Here is a 16932-nt window from a genome sequence, read left to right as displayed (position 1 = left end):
CGCCCACGGGCAGAAGGTGCAGAGCGCCGGCAGCAACATGGCCAGCACCGACAGCGCCGTTGGGTCCAGCTGGGCCTAACCCCAACTTCAGGCGCGGCAGCACACCACAGATCGGTGTGCTGCCGCGTCCTGCGGTTACCGTGCACTTTGAACCCTTGAGGTATTGATGGATCAGCAGACCGCCCGCACCGACATCACCGTTAACGTCGACGGTTTCTGGATGCTCCAGGCCCTCCTGGACATTCGGCACGTCGCGCCTGAATTGCGGTGCCGGCCATTTGTCTCTACCGACTCGAGCGACTGGCTCAACGAGCATCCCGGCATGGCGGTGATGCGCGAGCAGGGCATCGTGGAAAACGATCAGGTGAACGAACATGTGGCCGCTCGAATGAGGGTGCTGGCGGCGCCGGACCTCGAGGTCATCGCCCTGCTGTCGCGGGGCAAGCTGCTGTACGGCGTGGTCGACGACGAGAATCAGCCACCCGGGTCGCGCGACATCCCCGACAACGAGTTCCGGGTGGTGCTGGCCCGCCGCGGCCAGCACTGGGTGTCCGCGGTGCGCGTTGGCGGCGACATCACCGTCGACGACGTCGCGATCGCGGACAGCGCCTCGATCGCGTCCCTGGTGCTGGACGCGCTCGAGTCGATACACCACGCCGAGCCCGCGGCGATCAATGCGGTCAACGTGCCGCTGGAAGAAATGCTGGAAGCCACGAAGTCGTGGCAGGAGTCCGGCTTCAACGTGTTTTCCGGCGGCGACCTGCGGCGGATGGGCATCAGCGCCGCCACCGTGGCCGCGCTGGGACAGGCCCTTTCCGATCCCGCGGCCGAGGTCGCGGTGTACGCGCGTCAGTACCGGGACGACGCGAAGGGTCCCAGCGCTTCGGTGCTGTCGCTCAAAGACGGTTCCGGCGGCCGCATCGCGCTGTACCAGCAGGCGCGGACGGCCGGGTCGGGGGAGGCCTGGCTGGCAATCTGCCCGGCGACCCCTCAATTGGTGCAGGTGGGCGTCAAGACGGTGCTGGACACCCTTCCTTACGGCGAGTGGAAAACCCACAGCAGGGTCTGACATTCGACGAAACATAAAGTTCACCAATGTCTTTGCACTCAACATGCGGTTGAGAAGCCAACACGGCATACTTCTCTAAGAGATTCAGCAAATCTCAAACCACTGTCACCAAGGTTTTAATCGCGAGGCGGGGTAGATGGAATTCGGATTAGTCGAGCTGCACTTTCTCGGGGGCGGCAGCGCCCCGGAAAGCGGGCCGGCGCAGACTCCCGCCCGGCTGGCGGCATGGGGTTACACATTCACGACGGTAAGGGGTTCAGGGCGATGACTGCGGTAGTTGAAGCGCTACAGCCTGACGTTGAGGGAATTTCGCAGCCTCGGGCGGTCGTGGTCGGCGTTATGGCCGGGGCGGGCGTACAGATCGGCGTCCTGCTGGACGCCAACGCCCCCGTCTCGGTGATGACCGAGCCGCTGCTGAAGGTGGTGAACAGCCGACTCAGGGAGCTCGGGGAGGCCCCGCTGGAGGCCACGGGCCGCGGCAGGTGGGCGCTCTGCTTGGTGGACGGCAGCCCGTTGCGGGCCACCCAGTCCCTGACCGAACAGGACGTCTACGACGGCGACCGGCTGTGGATCCGGTTCATCCAAGACACCGAGCATCGCTCGCAGGTCATCGAGCACATCTCCACCGCGGTCGCGGCAAACCTGAGCAAGCGGTTCGCCGCGATCGACCCGGTCATTGCGGTGCAGGTCGGTGCGTCGATGGTGGCGTCCGGGGTGACGGCTGCGTCCGGCTTGCTGCTCTGGTACCGCTGGCACCACAACTCCTGGCTGCCGACCGCGTACTCCGCGGTGATCGCCGCGGTGGTGCTGGGCGTTTCCCTGATGCTGCTGATGCGGGCCCGCACCCAACAGGATCGCCGCATCGCCGACATCATGCTGCTGAGCGGCCTGGCGCCACTCACGGTCGCCGCCGCGGCGGCGCCGCCCGGCGGAGTGGGGTCCCCACACGCAGTGCTGGCCTTCGGCGTGCTCACCATCGCCGCGATGCTCGGCCTGCGTTTCACCGGCCGCCGGCTGGGGCTCTACACCGCACTCATCACCATCAGCCTGGTCACGGCGATCGCGGCCCTGGCGCGAATGGTCGCGATGACCAGTGCGGTGACGCTGCTGACCAGCGTCGTCCTCGTGTGCGTGCTGGTCTATCACACCGCGCCTGCCCTCTCGCGCCGCCTGGCCGGCATTCGTCTGCCGGTCTTCCCGTCGGCGACCAGCCGGTGGGTGTTCGAGGCCCGGCCGGACCTGCCGACCACCGTGGTCCGCTCCGACGGTGGCCCCCCGGTCCTCGAGGGACCCGCATCCGTCCGCGACGTCTTGGTGCAGGCCGAACGCGCCCGCTCCTTCTTGACCGGCCTGCTGGTCGGGCTGGGCGTCTTGATGATCGTCTCGCTGGCGGCTTTGTCGGATCCGCACACCGGCCAACGCTGGCTGCCGCTGTTGCTGGCCGGCTTCAGCGCCGGGTTCCTGATGCTGCGCGGACGCTCCTACGTCGACCGCTGGCAGGCGATCACCCTGGCCGTGACGGCCGTCCTCATCGTGGGTGCCGTGGTGGCACGGTACGCGCTCGTGTTGCAGTCGCCCCTGGCCGTGTCGATCAGCGCGGCGATCCTGGTCCTGCTGCCGGCGGCCGGCCTCACGTCCGCGGCCGTGGTGCCCAACACCATCTACAGCCCGCTGTTCCGCAAGTTCGTGGAATGGATCGAATACCTCTGCCTGATGCCGATTTTCCCGCTGGCATTGTGGTTGATGAATGTCTATGCCGCAATCCGCTACCGGTAGTAGCAAGGTGTGGCGAGGGCGCGCTTCCGCTGCGGCCCTCGCCGCAATCTTGCTCGCCTCAGGAGCATTGGCCGGGTTACCACCCGCTTATGCGATTTCGCCGCCGACGATTGATCCCGGCGCGGTGCCGCCCGACGGCCCGCCCGGGCCGTCGGCGCCGATGAAGCAGAATTCATACTGCACCGAGGTCGGCGTGCTGCCCGGCACAGATTTCCGGTTGCAGCCCAAGTACATGGACATGCTGAACCTGCAGGAGGCATGGCAGTTCGGTCGCGGCGCTGGCATCAAGGTGGCCGTCATCGACACCGGTGTGAGCCCCCACCCGCGGTTTCCGCGCCTGATCCCCGGCGGTGACTACGTCATGGGCGGCGACGGGCTGTCGGACTGCGACGCCCACGGCACGATCGTGGCCTCGATGATCGGCGCCGCGCCGGCCAACGGCGCCGGAGTGCCACCGGCCGCGCCGCGCCGGCCGGTCACCATCCCCACTACAGAACCGCCACCCAAAGCGCCGCCGCCCCAGACGGTGACGTTGTCGCCCTTGCCCCAGACCGTGACGATGGTTCCGCCCTCGCCGACGGAGCAACAGCCGGCTCCGGGACCGTTCGGGCTGCCACCGCCACCGCCCGCGCCCGCAGGTCCACCGCCGGGACCGCCGCAGGCCGGGCAGGCCCCGGCCGGCAACCACGGCGGCGGCACGGTGACCATACCCAGCTACTCCGGTGGGAGCCACGTGGTCGGCGTCGACAACTCGCGCGGCCCGCGCCCGCTGGATCCACCGCCCAGCCCGCCACCTCCGCCGCCGGCACCGCCCTCGGCTGGTCCGGACGCGTTCAGCGGTGTCGCCCCGGATGTGGACATCATCGGGATCCGCCAGTCGAGCCAGGCCTTCGGCCTCAAGGACGCCTACACCGGCGACGAAGATCCGCAGACTCGCGCAAAGATCGACGGTGTCCAGACGATGGCTCGGGCGATCGTGCACGCCGCCAACATGGGCGCGCAGATCATCAACATCTCGGACGTGACCTGCATGAGCGCGCGCAACATCGTCGACCAGCGCGCGCTGGGCGCCGCGGTCCGTTATGCGGCGGTCGACAAAAACGCTGTGATCGTGGCCGCGGCCGGCGACACGAGCAAAAAGGACTGCAAGCAGAATCCGGCGCATGATCCGTTGCAGCCCAACGATCCTCGCAACTGGAGTTCCGTTACCACCGTCGTGACGCCGTCCTGGTTCAGCGACTATGTCCTGACGGTGGGTGCGGTCGACGAGGATGGCCGGCCGATGACCCAGGGCAACCAGGGGCAGGCATCGACGAGCGTGGCCGGTCCCTGGGTGGGCATCGCCGCGCCCGGTACCGACGTCATCGGGCTATCCCCCCGGGACGACGGCGTCATCAACGCGATCGACGGGCCGGACAACACGCTGCTGGTTCCGTCCGGCACCAGCTTCTCGGCCGCGATCGTGTCCGGCGTCGCCGCGCTCGTTCGCGCGAAATTCCCCCAGCTGTCGGCTTACCAGGTCATCAACCGGCTGACCCGAACCGCCCGCGCGCCGGCGCGCGGCGTGGATAACCAGATCGGGCACGGCATCGTCGACCCGGTGGCGGCACTGACGTGGGACGTACCCGAAGGACCGTTGAAGCCGCCGCAGCAACTTTCGGCGCCGCTGAACATACCGAAGCCCGTCCCACCCCGGGATATGGTGCCAGTGTGGGTGGCCGCCGGAGGCTTGCTCGGGGCGTTACTGATCGGTGGGGGCGTGTTTGGAACGGCGATGCTGATGAAGCGATCGCGAAAGCAGCAATAAGGGCGGAGCAGCAACAGTCATGAAAGCTCAGCGCAGGTTCGGTTTGTCATTGTCGTGGCCGCGGGTCACCGCGGTGTTCCTGGTCGACGTCGCGATCTTGGTGGTGGCCAGCCACTGCCCGGAGTCCTGGCAGGGCACCTATCGCATCGCGTTCTGGGTGGGCGTCGGGCTGGCGGCGTTGATCGCTCTGTTCTCGCTGGTCACCTACCACGGCGTGACGGTGACATCGGCATTGGCCACCTGGCTGTGGGATTGGTCAGCCGACCCCGGCACCGCGCTGGGCGCCGGCTGCACGCCGGCGGTCGACTACCAGCGCCGCTTCGGGCGCGACAAGGTCGGCGTGCGCGAGTACGAGGGCCAGCTGGTCTCGGTCGTCGCGGTGAACGGGGACGACGACGACCCGTCGTCGCGCCACCGGCACCGGACCTCGCCGCCCACCCTGCTGGTGCAGGCGGTGGCTGATGGCTTGCGGCAGTTCGACATTCACCTCGATAACGTCGATATCGTGTCGGTGAAGGTGCGCCGCGGCGGCAACGCCGCCGAGCTGTCGAAGCTCGGCGACTGGGGCCCCGATGAGTGGGAGGTGGCGAACGGAGAGCCTTCCTCGTACGTTCGCCGCACCTGGCTGGTGTTGCGGATGAACCCGCAACGCAACATCGCCGCTGTGGCGGTCCGCGATTCGCTGGCTTCGACTTTGGTGGCGGCCACCGAGCGGCTGGCTCAGGATCTCGATGGACTTACCTGTGCCGCAAGGCCGTTGACCGCCGAGGAGATCACCGAGGTCGACCGCGCGGTGCTGGCCGACCTGGAGCCCACCTGGAGCAGGCCCGGCTGGCGCCACCTCAAACACTTCAACGGCTTCACCAACAGCTTCTGGGTGACGCCCGCCGACATCACCACCGACACGCTCGACGAGCTGTGGCAGGCGGACACCGTCGCCACCGTGCTGACGGTCCGGCTCACCGCTCGCGCGGGCCGGCCGCAGGTCTCGGCCTGGGTGCGCTACCACACCGAGAAGCGGCTGCCCCGGAATGTTTCGTCCGGCCTCAATCGCCTCACCGGCCGGCAGTTGGCCGCGGTCCGCGCCAGCCTGCCCGCCCCCGCGACACACGCCTCGCTTGTCGTTCCGAGCCGTGCCGTGCGTGACGACGACGAGCTCACGCTGTCGGTCGGTCAGCTGCGAGAGAGCCCGGCGGGCGTGCCTGTGGCGCAATGACGCGGCCGCAATCGACCGCTGAGGGCGCCCGCAACGCGATGGTCGCCGGCCTGCTGGCATCGGGGATATCGGTCAATGGGCTCCAGCCCAGTCACAACCCGCAGGTGGCGTCGCAGATGTTCGCCACGGCCAGCAACCTGGACCCCGGGATGTGTGACGCCTGGCTGGCGCGGTTGCTGGCGGGGGAGCGGAGCATCGAGGTGCTCGCCGGTGCGTGGGCGTCGATCCGCACGTTCGGATGGGAGACCCGCCGGCTCGGGGTCACCGAATTGCACTTCCGTCCCCAGGTCTCGGACGGCTTGTTCCTGCAGCTGGCCGTCACCAGCGGCGAGTCACTGGCGTGCGCTTACGCGGCCGTGCTGGCTGAGGCCAAACGCTACGAGGAGGCGGCGGAACTACTCGACGGGGTCGAGCCGCGCCAACCCTTCGAGCAGGAGCTGGTCGACTATGTGCGGGGCATCCTGTATTTCCGCACCGGGCGGTGGCCGGATCTGCTCAATCAATTTCCGGAGGGCAAGGTCTGGCGTCAGCCCGAACTGAAGGCCGCCGGAGCGGCCATGGCGACGACGGCGCTCGCGTCGCTCGGCGTCTTCGAGGAGGCGATCCGGCGGGGCCAGGACGCGATTGAAGGGGACCGCGTTCCGGGAGCGGCCAACATCGCCCTCTACACCCAGGGCATGTGCCTGCGGCACCTGGGCCGCGAGGACGAGGCCGTCGAGCTGTTGCGCCGGGTGTATTCGCGGGATCCGAAGTTCAGCCCGGCCCGCGAAGCGCTGGATAACCCGACCTATCGACTGGTCCTCACCGACCCGGAAACCATTGAGGCGCGAACGGATCCGTGGGACGCGGACAGCGCGCCGACCCGGGAGGAGACGGAGGCCGCTCGCCACGCCGAGGAGGCCGCAAGGTACCTGGCCGAGGGTGACGCCGAGCTCAACGCGATGCTGGGCATGGAACGCGCCAAGCGGGAAATCAAGCTCATCAAGGCGACGACGAAGGTGAACCTGGCCCGCGCCAAGATGGGCCTTCCGGTGCCGGTGACCTCGCGCCACACACTGCTGCTGGGTCCGCCCGGGACCGGTAAGACCTCGGTCGCGCGGGCCTTCAGCAAACAGTTGTGCGGCTTGACGGTGCTGCGCAAACCGGTGGTGGTCGAAACCAGCCGCACCAAGCTGCTGGGCCGGTACATGGCCGACGCGGAGAAGAACACCGAGGAGATGCTCGAGGAAGCTCTCGGCGGGGCGGTCTTCTTCGACGAGATGCACACGCTGCACGAGAAGGGCTACCAGCAAGGTGACCCGTACGGCAACGCGATCATCAACACGTTGCTGTTGTACATGGAGAACCATCGCGACGAGCTCGTCGTCTTCGGTGCGGGTTACGCGAAGGCGATGGAGAAGATGCTGGACGTGAATCAGGGTCTGCGGCGGCGGTTTTCGACCGTGATCGAGTTCTTCAGCTATACGCCCGACGAGCTGGTCGCGTTGACCCGGCTGATGGGCCAGGAGAACGAGGACGTCATCACCGAGGAAGCGGCGCATTCCCTATTGCCTTCCTACACCAGGTTTTATCTCGACGAGAACTACTCCGAAGACGGGGACCTGATCCGCGGCATCGATACGCTCGGCAATGCCGGTTTCGTGCGCAATGTGGTCGAGAAGGCCCGCGATCACCGCAGTTTCCGTCTCGACGACGAAGATCTGGATGCGGTGCTGGCCAGCGACGTCACCGAGTTCAGCGAGCGGCAGCTCCTGCGGTTCAAGGAACTGACCCAGGAGGACCTGGCCGAGGGCCTCAGCGCGGCGGTCGCCGAGAACAAGACGACGTAGTTCGCGCCGCGAACTCACCTCAGCTGGTTCCTGCTCGCGGCCTGGCGCCGAATCGGCCGCCGAAGGGTTCTGCGGCGGTGTCCGGTACAGCCGGGTTTCCCCGCCGTGAGCAACCGCCGCGGCAGCGGACCTCGATCCGGATTCCACCCGCCCACCCGGCTGGGTGACGGTGGCCCTCCGGGGGTTTTCTACAAACTGCTTTTGAGAAAAAGGGCACGTTCAGCAACGTCATAGGCGTCGCAGCGGAGTCTCCAAGCCTCGCCGAAACCATCGCTGACCAGGCAAACAGGGCCTCCCAGGAAACTGTCAGCAGCTAATCAGCGGCGCGGCAGAGTAGCCCATCTACCCTTCGTGTGGGTGAACAGTAGGGGAACAACACCATGGCAATCGGCTATCAGTTCGGCGAGGCAGGCGGGCATGGAGCCACCGTTCGCGTCCACGCGGCGTCGGTGGTGACCGAGCGTCAGCCTCGTTCGCGACGCACCGGCCGCGCGAGGCTGCCGCGGCGGTGCGGACTCGGTGGCCCGCCGGGGGTTCATCACCCGGCTTGGTCGCAGCTTCCGGGTGATCCAGCAACGGCCAATGGCCCACGGGCAGAAGTTCTAGACCGCCGGCAGCAACATGGCCAGCACCGACAACGCCGTCGGCTTCGGTTGGGCGTAATTGCGTCCCGATCGGGTTGACACGCTTGCTCTGAGCTTGCGGGTTTAATACGCGACCGACATCGCGCATATGCTCCATATGCGTATTTCTGCTGCCTTGCCATAGGGCGATAGGAGGGATTCAGCGCTTCCAATCCGTCCTGCATTCAGCTGGAAATCAATTTAGCGCGATCGATAATAACGTCGATCCGTAGGACTTCCATTGCCAGAAATGGCGGTTTGCGCGTCGCGCTAAACCGCTGCTTAACTGTGCTTTTAGCGTCGACTACCTCGGTGTATGCAAAATCACACACAAATAGCTGTGCGTCCACAAGTTCTCACAAGAGTCGATGACGGTGTGACATTTGCTTTTTACAGTTGGTTACGTGGAGGGAACGCGGCCTGAAATGCGTTACCGACACAATGCTCTTATATTCATGGGCGGATGGCGGGTTGAGTCGCGCAATCTTCGTGGATTTGAGTTAGGGAGGGAATGGCCCGTTGTTTGAAGTATGTGGAATGAGCTCGTGGCTTCAAAAACGGATCTGATGGATTTCATTAGAACCTTGCCGCGGTTGCGGCCGAGGCAGCAAAGCCGCGCCTACCCTGGCGGCCACTTGAGGGACGGGAGGTAGTCGATGTTGGACTTCGGAGCGCTTCCGCCGGAGATCAACTCGGGGCGGATGTACGTCGGTGCGGGGTCGGGTCCGCTGCTGGCCGCTGCGGCGGCGTGGGACGAATTGGCCGCGGAGCTGCAGGCCACAAGCGCCTCGTACGGCTCGACCATCGAGACGCTGGCGACGGGGCCGTGGACGGGTCCGTCGTCGATAGCAATGGCAGCCGCCGCCGCGCCATACGTGGCGTGGATGAACGCCACCGGCGCTCAGGCGGAGGAGGCCGGCGCCCAGGCCAAGCTGGCCGCGGGCGCCTACGAGGCGGCGTTCGCAGCCACGGTGCCGCCACCGGTGATCGCGGCCAATCGCGCGCTGCTGGCAACGCTCATCGCCACCAACATCCTCGGCCAGAACACCCCGGCGATCGCCGCCACCGAAGCCCAATACATGGAGATGTGGGCCCAGGACGCCGCCGCGATGTACGGCTACGCGGCGTCGTCGGCGACCGCATCCCAACTGACGCCGTTCGCCGAGCCGCCGAGGACCACCAACGAGTCGGCCGGCCCGATGCAGGCGGCCGCGGTCACGCAGTCGGGTGCGCAATCGAGCTCCAACACCGCCTCTCAGCTGAGCACGCTGCAACCCCTGATGAACGCCGGCAACGTCGCGGCGGCCAACCCTACGACGGGGACTGGAATCACCACCGGAATCGGGCAAAACCTCGACTACTGGAACAACATCTGGTCGGTGCTGACGGGTCCGTATTCGCCCCAGTCATGGAGCAGCGTCCCGGGTGGCCCCTTCCTGTCGTTCGGTCAGGCGTACGCCTGGGGTCAGAACGGCCAGAGCGCCGCGGCCTATTTGTCCGGCCCGAAGGCGATCTCCGGGGCACTGGCGCCACTGACCAGCGGACCCAGCGCTGTCCGGCCCATGCTGAGCTCCGCCGTCGGACCGGTTTCGGGCTCCATGGGCAAAGCGCCCCTCGTCGGCAGCATGTCGGTACCGCAGGGCTGGACGGAGGCGGCGCCGACCATCCGCACCGTCGCCCAGGTGATGCCCACCAACCTGGCTGCCGGCCCGGCCGCTGCGCTGGCCGGCGAAGAGGGCGTCTTCAGCCAAATGGGTCTGTCCAGCCTGCTGGGGCGGGCCGTCGCCGCGAGCGCGACCCACCCCATGAGCGGAAGTGCCGCCGCAGCGGCCAGCTCGCTGGGCGGTGCCGTTGCCGAGGCCGACCCGGCCGCCGCCACCATCATCGTCATCCCGTGCATCGAGGAGTGACCCGCCATGAACACACCGCACACCAGCCCAGCACCGTCCACCCAGCCGCCAGCCACCAGGTAAGGGATCACAGATGTTTTACGGAGCCTTTCCGCCGGAGTTCAATTCGGGCCGGATGTATGCCGGTCCGGGACCGGAGTCGTTGGTGGCGGCCGCAACCGCATGGGAGAACCTGGCCGCGGAGTTGCAGTCCGCGGCGTCGGCCTATTCGTCGGTGGTTTCGAGCCTGGCCACCGGGCCATGGGTGGGCCCCTCATCAACTGCCATGGCCTCGGCGGCCGCACCCTATGTGACCTGGATGCAGCAGACCGCAATTCAGGCCCAGGAAGCCGCCGCTCAGGCCAACGCGGCGGTAGCCGCGTACGAGGCGGCGTTCGCTGCGCACGTGCCGCCACCGGTGATCGCGGAGAACCGTGCCCTGTTGGCGCAGCTGATGGCGACCAACCTGTTCGGGCAGAACACTGCCGCGATCGCGACCACCGAGACCCAGTACAGCGAGATGTGGGCCCAGGACGCCGTGGCGATGGACAGCTACGCCACCTCGTCGGAGGCGGCCTCGAGGTTTACCCCGTTCGCGGAGCCGCCCGCGACCACGAACACTGCCGGCACAACGATGCAGGCGGCCGCGATAAGCCAAAGTGCCGGCACCTCCGCCGGCAATGCCGGGTCAACGGTCAGCGCGGCAGCCAACTCGCTGACCACGACCGCGACGGCGGGCAACCCGATACTGGCATGGCTCTCGCAGCTCGCCACCCAATACAACACCACCATCACCACCTTCTTGAAAGGCTTCGGCACAACTCCTGGCGGCACGCCGTTGATCACGGCCATGTACAACGCGGTCAAGGTGCCGTTGGGCCTGACCACACAGTTCAACGACGTCGGATTGCTGATCAACTTCCCCCTGTCGCAGTGGCTCAAGTTCGCCCCACCCGCCGCCTACGGCGCGCTACCGAAGGACGCGCTGGGCGCCGGCCTGGGGGCGCTGGGCTTCGGCCGGGGCACGCTCTACGACGCGATCACCCCGACGGCGGGTTTCGCGCGTGGCACGTTGGTGGGCCAGTTGAGCGTTCCGCCCAGCTGGGCCTCGGCCACCCCGGCCATCCGAACGGTTGCCGCGGCACTGTCGGCCGCGGGACCCGAGGCGGTGCCGGCGGCCGCGCTGGGCGAGGGCAGCCTGTTCAGTTCGATGGGGATGGCGGGGATGCTGGGCAGCGCCCTCGGCTCCGGGGGGCCCACCGTGGTCGGCGCCGGCGTGCGCAACCGGATGAAACCCATCAAGGACCTCAAAGACAAGCAATCGCCGGAACAGCTGAAGCGTCTGGTCGCGCAGATTTCGGAGAAACCCGAAACCGTGCAGCACCACAACGTCGACCAGGAAGGTCTCGACGCCCTGCTCGAGCAGCTGGCGAAGAAACCCGGCATCCACGCCGTGCACCTGAAAAAGGGCGACAAGTCCAAAGTTCTGCCCGCCGATGTCCAATTAGGTTAATGGCCAACATGATTCAACCCCTGCAGCTATGCGCAAGGAAGGCGAGCAATGAAACGGTTACTGGTTCTACTGGGCGTGCCCGTCATGATCGGCCTGGCCGCACCGGCATACGCCGATCCTCCACCCGTACCGGACGGCGATGACGGGGCGTTCCTCGCCGCCCTGCATACTGCCGGCTTCGGCTTCGCAAGTCCGGATGCGGCCGTCGGGGCGGGCCGGGCGGTGTGTTCGTGCCTGAACAACGGGGAATCGGGCTTGGAGCTGGTCCATGACGTGAAGATGCACAATCCGGGCATGGACATGGAGATGGCTTCCAACTTCGCCATGATCTCCGCGAAATACTACTGTCCGCACCAGCTCAACAAGGCCTGATCGGGGCTGGTGTAGGCTGTATTACACTGGCCCACAAGCTATTTCGCTAAGCCGAGCCAGTGCTGCAGTCGGCGTCACGCCATGAGACAATCACCGGTTATGAGGCTGCTGCTGGCGCTGATCGCCGTTCCCGCCGCGATCGCGCTCGCCGCGCCCGCGCACGGCGAGCCGGATGCGGGCGGCGTCGACGAGGTGAGCTTTCTCGCGTCGCTGCGAAGCGCGGGCATCACCTACAAGACGCCGGAGGCAGCGGTCCAGTTCGCCCAAGCGGTGTGCACTGCAATGGGCAATGGCGAATACGGCCCCCAGATGGTCAACGATTTGAAGGGCCAAAATCCCGGGCTCACTACGGAACACGCCACGTCGTTCCTGGCGATCGCCGCGAAATTCTATTGTCCCCAGCAACTCAACAAGGGCTAGCCTGGCGTCGGCCATAACGGGAACCGTTTGGCGGCGCATGGATTTCGCACGCATGGACGCAACGCATCCGGTTCGGCTCGGGGCCACCTGCCGTTCACCTGAGAGTGATTAGCTCCGCCGGTGCTGACTCGGGGGAAGGAGTGCCGATGGAGACCACGCTGAGCGTCGCCGATTTCGCGCTCCGGCTCGCCGTCGGCGTGGGATGTGGCGCCCTCATCGGCCTGGAGCGGCAATGGCGGGCGCGCCGGGCCGGCCTGCGGACCAACGCGCTGGTCGCCGGCGGCGCGACGTTGTTCGTGCTCTATGCCGCCGCCACCGCGGACACCAGCCCCACCAGGGTGGCGTCGTACGTGGTGTCCGGCATCGGATTCCTCGGCGGTGGCGTCATCCTGCGCGAGGGCGTCAACGTCCGGGGCCTCAACACCGCGGCCACCCTGTGGTGTTCTGCGGCGATCGGCGTCCTGGCGGCGTCGGGACACCTGGTGTTCGCGCTGATCGGCACCGGGACCGTCATCGCCATTCACGTGTTCGGGCGCCCCCTCGGCCGACTGATCGACCGCGACAACACCGGCGACGAAGACGAAAGTTTGCGGCCCTACCTGGTGCAGGTGGTCTCCCGCCCGAAACACGAGCAGTACGCGCGCGCTCAGATCGTGCAGCACGCGAGCGGCAACGACATCACGCTGCGCGGCATCCATACCGGACGGTCCGGCGACGACGAGGTCACGTTGACCGCGCACCTACTCATGGACGGCGACGCCCCGTCCCGGCTGGAGCGGTTGGTGGCGGAGCTGTCGCTGCAGCCGGGAGTTCGCGCGGTGCAGTGGTACGCCGGCGACGAAGCGCAATCGGACCGTTAGGGGCGTGACTGCAGCTCCGGCGCGGCCGCGGCCAGGAGGTCGGCACGGTTCCCGGTCAGCGGCGGGTAGATCCGCCGGGTGTTGATCGTCCGCTTCGTCGCCTTGGCCCGTTCGCCACTTGACACCAGCAGCCGATCCCATCCTTCGGTGTAAACCGCGCCGGCCGGTCCGAGGTCGAGAACCGTTACATACCAAGGGATTCGGAGAGCCAGCAGCGGCTCGCCGAACAGGTCGCTGATCACGTTGTAACCGGCGTAGCGTCCCATCGGGCGGCCGTGTTGACACGACATCACCGACAGGTGGTCGTCGTCCATACGGGCGGCGGCGACGTCGCCCGCGGCAAAAATTGCGGGGACGCCGATGACCCGCAGAAAGTCATCGACGGGCACCCGCCCCAGGCGGTCGCGCGCCACCGGCAGCTGCTCGGTCAGCGAGCTGGCCCGCATGCCGGCACACCACACCACCGTGGCCGCCGCCAGGTGGTCGCCCGAGGTCAGCGACACACCGCGCTCGCTGATCGCGGCGACGCCCACGCCCGCCCGGGTCTCGACGCCGTTGGCCGCCAGCGCGGCTTCGATCACCGGACGCGCCGAGGCGCCCATGTCGGAGCCGATGCGGCTTCGATCCAACAGCACCACTCGGGTAGTGACAGTGCTCCCAGCGAACAGCCGCCGCAACCTGTCCGGTAGCTCGCACGCCACTTCGATGCCGGTCAGTCCCGCCCCGACCACGACGACCGTGCCCGCCGCTGCCGTCGGGGAACCGTCGGCGAGCCGAAGCGGATGGTCCCGCAACGCAACGGCACCGTCATAGGTGTCGACGTCGAAGCCGAACTCCCGCAGACCCGGTACGGCGGGTTTGCGAACCTGGCTGCCCGAGGCCAGCACCAACCGGTCGTAGTCGTACGTCACGCCACCTGATGTGGCGACGGTGCGAGCGTCGGTGTCGATCGCGGTCACCTCGGTGACGACATGTGCCACACCGACGGGGTCGAGCAGTCCGGCGAGCGGGACGCGGCATGGGCGCAGGTCGGCCTCGTAATTGCGCACCCGGATGTCGTGGAAGGGTTGGGTGGCCAACACGGTGATGTCGACCGCGCCCGTCGGAATGGCCAGCTCGTCGAGGCGGCGGGCTGCGCCGAGCGCCGCCCATAATCCGGCAAAGCCCGAGCCGATCACCACCACAGCGGTCAACTGCCCACACCTCGCGTCGTTCGGCCCGTCAACCCAGTGTGGGCCGGATGTCGGACCAAGGCGACCTGACTGTCCGGTCGGTCGTCGTAGTCTTATGCCTGTGAGTACGCTTTCAGCCTTCGTGTCGGCGCTGCCCCCGCAGCTGCGGGACCCCGTGCTGCTCGCCGTTCCGTTCTTCTTGCTGCTGTTGGCCCTGGAATGGTCGGCCGCCCGAAAGCTGGAGAGCATCGTCGAGAACGAGCGGCCCGTGTCCGGCGCCTACCTGACCCGCGACTCGCTCGCCAGCATCTCGATGGGACTGGTGTCGGTGGGCACCACCGCCGCGTGGAAGACGCTGGCCCTGTTCGGCTACGCCGCGATCTATGCCTACGTGGCGCCGTGGCACCTGTCGGCGGCCCATTGGTACACCTGGGTCATCGCACTCGTCGGTGTCGACCTGCTGTATTACGCCTACCACCGGATCGCACACCGGGTCCGGCTGATCTGGGCGACACACCAAGCCCATCACTCCAGCGAATACTTCAACTTCGCGACCGCGCTGCGCCAGAAGTGGAACAACAGCGGCGAAATCCTGATGTGGGTGCCCCTGCCGCTGCTGGGGATCCCGCCCTGGATGGTGTTCTTCAGTTTCTCGATCAGCCTGATCTACCAGTTCTGGGTGCACACCGAGCGGATCGACAAGCTGCCACGGCCATTCGAATTCGTCTTCAACACCCCGTCACATCACCGGGTGCACCACGGGATGGACCAGATCTACCTCGACAAGAACTACGGCGGAATCCTCATCCTCTGGGACCGGCTGTTCGGCAGCTTCCAGGCCGAGTTGTTCCGCCCGCACTACGGCCTGACCAAGCGGGTCGACACGTTCAACATCTGGAAGCTGCAGATCCGTGAATACGTCGCGATCGCCCACGACTGGCGTTCCGCGACCCGGCTGCGCGACCGTCTGGGCTATGTCTTCGGCCCGCCGGGCTGGGCTCCACGCACCGCGGACCGCACCGAGGCCGCCGTTTCCCTGGCGACATCTCCGTAACGCCGGCGGCGGACGGCGCGAAGACTTCTGCGTAACGGAAAGTCACGCCGTAATCTCAAATCGGTCGAGATTTGGCCCGGACGGATCGGAGTGGATGGTGCGTCGCCTGGCAATGCGAGCGTTCACCGCTTCGATCACCGTGGCCGCGTTCGCGCAATCGATGCCGCCTGCGCCGGCCAAAGCCGACCCCGTCATGGTCTATCCGGGCATGGAGATCCGCCAGGACAATCGCGTCTGCACGCTGGGCTACGTCGACCCCAACCTCAAGATCGCGTTCACCGCGGGGCACTGCCGCGGCGGCGCGGGCGTCGTCACCGACCGGGGCGGGGCCGTCATCGGCCGCCTGGCCGCCTTCCGGGACAACACCCCCAGCGGCACGACGGTGGCCACCGACCAGCTGATCACCGACTACGAGGCGATCGTGCTGGACAACGGCGTGATGGCGAACAACGTCCTGCCGGGCGGGCGTCCACTGATCTCGAATCCAGCGGCGGCGCTCGCTCCCGGACAGGCGATCTGTCACTTCGGCGTCAGCACCGGCGAAACCTGCGGAACGGTGGAGAGCGTGAACAACGGCTGGTTCACCATGTCGCACGGCGTGCAGAGCCACAACGGCGATTCGGGTGGCCCGGTGTACCTGCCTTCCAGCGCCGGTCCGGGGCTGCTCGTGGGAATCTTCAACAGCGTGTGGGGGGATTTCCCGGCGGCGGTGTCGTGGCGGGCCACCTCAGAGGAAGTCCGTGAGGACCTCGGCGTGACGCGCGGGGGCGCCCGCTAGGCGATTCAACGGGCCTCGTCCGCCTCCGCGAGGGCGAACACCGGGATCGTGGGTGCGACGGCGCGGAACTCCTCGTCGGTGCTGTCCGGGGTCAGCCCGGCAACGTAGTCCTTGACCTGCCAGTACCAGCGCTCCAGATAGCGCCGCAGCAGTTCCGGTTTGGCCGCGTCGCCCACCTCGCTGACCCGGGCGCGGCGCCGGCGCCAGCGCGGGCCGGTTTCGACGACGCCCGCAGCCCGCACGTTGCGGGCCCACTGGGTGTTGCCGCGCGGTGAGACCAGGTAGTCCACCCCGTCAACGGTCAGCAGATTGATGACGACCGCCCGCGTCTTCCCACTTTTGCGCCCGCGCACCCGCAGCGCATGGGTGCCGGCGATGCTGACACCCATCTCGGCAAGCCAGCGGATCACCGCGTTGGCGGCCCGCACGACCCCGCTCGGTTCTTCGTATCGGGTGGACATGTCGCATCCTCTCTCGCAATCTCCAGAGAGCAGTGCTCTCTAAACCGGCGACACTGCCACACTCCTGGCCAGAAAGCAAGAGCGGTGATCTCG

General features: G+C 67.1%; 14 protein-coding genes and 1 pseudogene. 13 read left to right on the top strand and 2 right to left on the bottom strand.

Annotation, left to right across the window (positions count from 1 at the left end):
• From A5758_RS25910 to A5758_RS20785, 11 genes and pseudogenes are all read left to right on the top strand, one after another.
• A pseudogene (locus tag A5758_RS25910) lies at positions 1 to 79 on the top strand (type VII secretion protein EsxI); the annotation flags it as partial.
• 87 nt (positions 80 to 166) lie between these two features.
• Positions 167 to 1069: an ESX secretion-associated protein EspG gene (locus A5758_RS20830; RefSeq protein ID WP_055405688.1), complete on the top strand. Its 903-nt coding sequence runs from the start codon at positions 167 to 169 to the stop codon at positions 1067 to 1069.
• Between the two features lie 264 nt (positions 1070 to 1333).
• Positions 1334 to 2845, top strand: coding sequence for a type VII secretion integral membrane protein EccD (eccD, locus tag A5758_RS20825; RefSeq protein WP_067210048.1), 1512 nt, complete (start codon positions 1334 to 1336; stop codon positions 2843 to 2845).
• Positions 2823 to 4652: a type VII secretion-associated serine protease mycosin gene (locus tag A5758_RS20820; RefSeq protein ID WP_067743874.1), complete on the top strand. Its 1830-nt coding sequence runs from the start codon at positions 2823 to 2825 to the stop codon at positions 4650 to 4652. The genes eccD and A5758_RS20820 overlap by 23 nt, the downstream gene beginning before the upstream one ends.
• A 19-nt stretch (positions 4653 to 4671) precedes the next feature.
• Entirely contained in the window at positions 4672 to 5868 is a 1197-nt protein-coding gene (gene eccE / locus A5758_RS20815; RefSeq protein ID WP_067743871.1) for a type VII secretion protein EccE, read from the top strand.
• Entirely contained in the window at positions 5865 to 7697 is a 1833-nt protein-coding gene (gene eccA / locus A5758_RS20810) for a type VII secretion AAA-ATPase EccA (RefSeq protein WP_067743867.1), read from the top strand. The genes eccE and eccA overlap by 4 nt, the downstream gene beginning before the upstream one ends.
• 1279 nt (positions 7698 to 8976) lie before the next feature.
• Positions 8977 to 10230 carry a PPE family protein gene (locus A5758_RS20805; protein ID WP_067743859.1) on the top strand — a complete coding sequence of 418 codons (1254 nt, stop codon included), beginning with the start codon at positions 8977 to 8979 and terminating at the stop codon, positions 10228 to 10230.
• Positions 10231 to 10303: 73 nt separating this feature from the next.
• Positions 10304 to 11722, top strand: coding sequence for a PPE family protein (locus tag A5758_RS20800; RefSeq protein ID WP_067743856.1), 1419 nt, complete (start codon positions 10304 to 10306; stop codon positions 11720 to 11722).
• A gap of 48 nt (positions 11723 to 11770) precedes the next feature.
• Positions 11771 to 12094, top strand: coding sequence for a DUF732 domain-containing protein (locus A5758_RS20795; RefSeq protein WP_067743853.1), 324 nt, complete (start codon positions 11771 to 11773; stop codon positions 12092 to 12094).
• Positions 12095 to 12193: 99 nt separating this feature from the next.
• The gene (locus A5758_RS20790; RefSeq protein ID WP_067743850.1) at positions 12194 to 12514 is read left to right on the top strand and encodes a DUF732 domain-containing protein; all 321 of its coding nucleotides are present in this window, start codon (positions 12194 to 12196) and stop codon (positions 12512 to 12514) included.
• Positions 12515 to 12660: 146 nt separating this feature from the next.
• Positions 12661 to 13374, top strand: coding sequence for an MgtC/SapB family protein (locus A5758_RS20785; protein WP_067210077.1), 714 nt, complete (start codon positions 12661 to 12663; stop codon positions 13372 to 13374).
• Here A5758_RS20785 and A5758_RS20780 read toward each other — a convergent pair.
• The gene (locus tag A5758_RS20780) at positions 13371 to 14567 is read right to left on the bottom strand and encodes an NAD(P)/FAD-dependent oxidoreductase (RefSeq protein WP_067743847.1); all 1197 of its coding nucleotides are present in this window, start codon (positions 14565 to 14567) and stop codon (positions 13371 to 13373) included. The genes A5758_RS20785 and A5758_RS20780 overlap by 4 nt on opposite strands.
• A 94-nt stretch (positions 14568 to 14661) precedes the next feature.
• Here A5758_RS20780 and A5758_RS20775 point away from each other — a divergent pair, with 94 nt between their 5' ends.
• Both A5758_RS20775 and A5758_RS20770 read left to right on the top strand, forming a co-directional pair.
• Positions 14662 to 15600, top strand: coding sequence for a sterol desaturase family protein (locus tag A5758_RS20775; protein WP_369816471.1), 939 nt, complete (start codon positions 14662 to 14664; stop codon positions 15598 to 15600).
• A gap of 94 nt (positions 15601 to 15694) precedes the next feature.
• Positions 15695 to 16378, top strand: coding sequence for a hypothetical protein (locus A5758_RS20770; protein ID WP_067743841.1), 684 nt, complete (start codon positions 15695 to 15697; stop codon positions 16376 to 16378).
• A gap of 5 nt (positions 16379 to 16383) precedes the next feature.
• Here the strand turns inward: A5758_RS20770 and A5758_RS20765 are convergent, their stop codons facing one another.
• Positions 16384 to 16839 (bottom strand): nitroreductase/quinone reductase family protein, encoded by a 456-nt coding sequence (locus A5758_RS20765; RefSeq protein WP_067743838.1) that lies wholly within the window; start codon positions 16837 to 16839, stop codon positions 16384 to 16386.
• Positions 16840 to 16932 lie beyond the last annotated feature (93 nt).

The organism is Mycobacterium sp. 852014-50255_SCH5639931 (genome assembly GCF_001665605.1).
GTDB classification, from domain to species: Bacteria; Actinomycetota; Actinomycetes; order Mycobacteriales; family Mycobacteriaceae; genus Mycobacterium; species Mycobacterium paraffinicum.
Note: the sequence above shows the minus strand (reverse complement) of the source record. Positions and strands in the feature narration are given on the sequence as shown.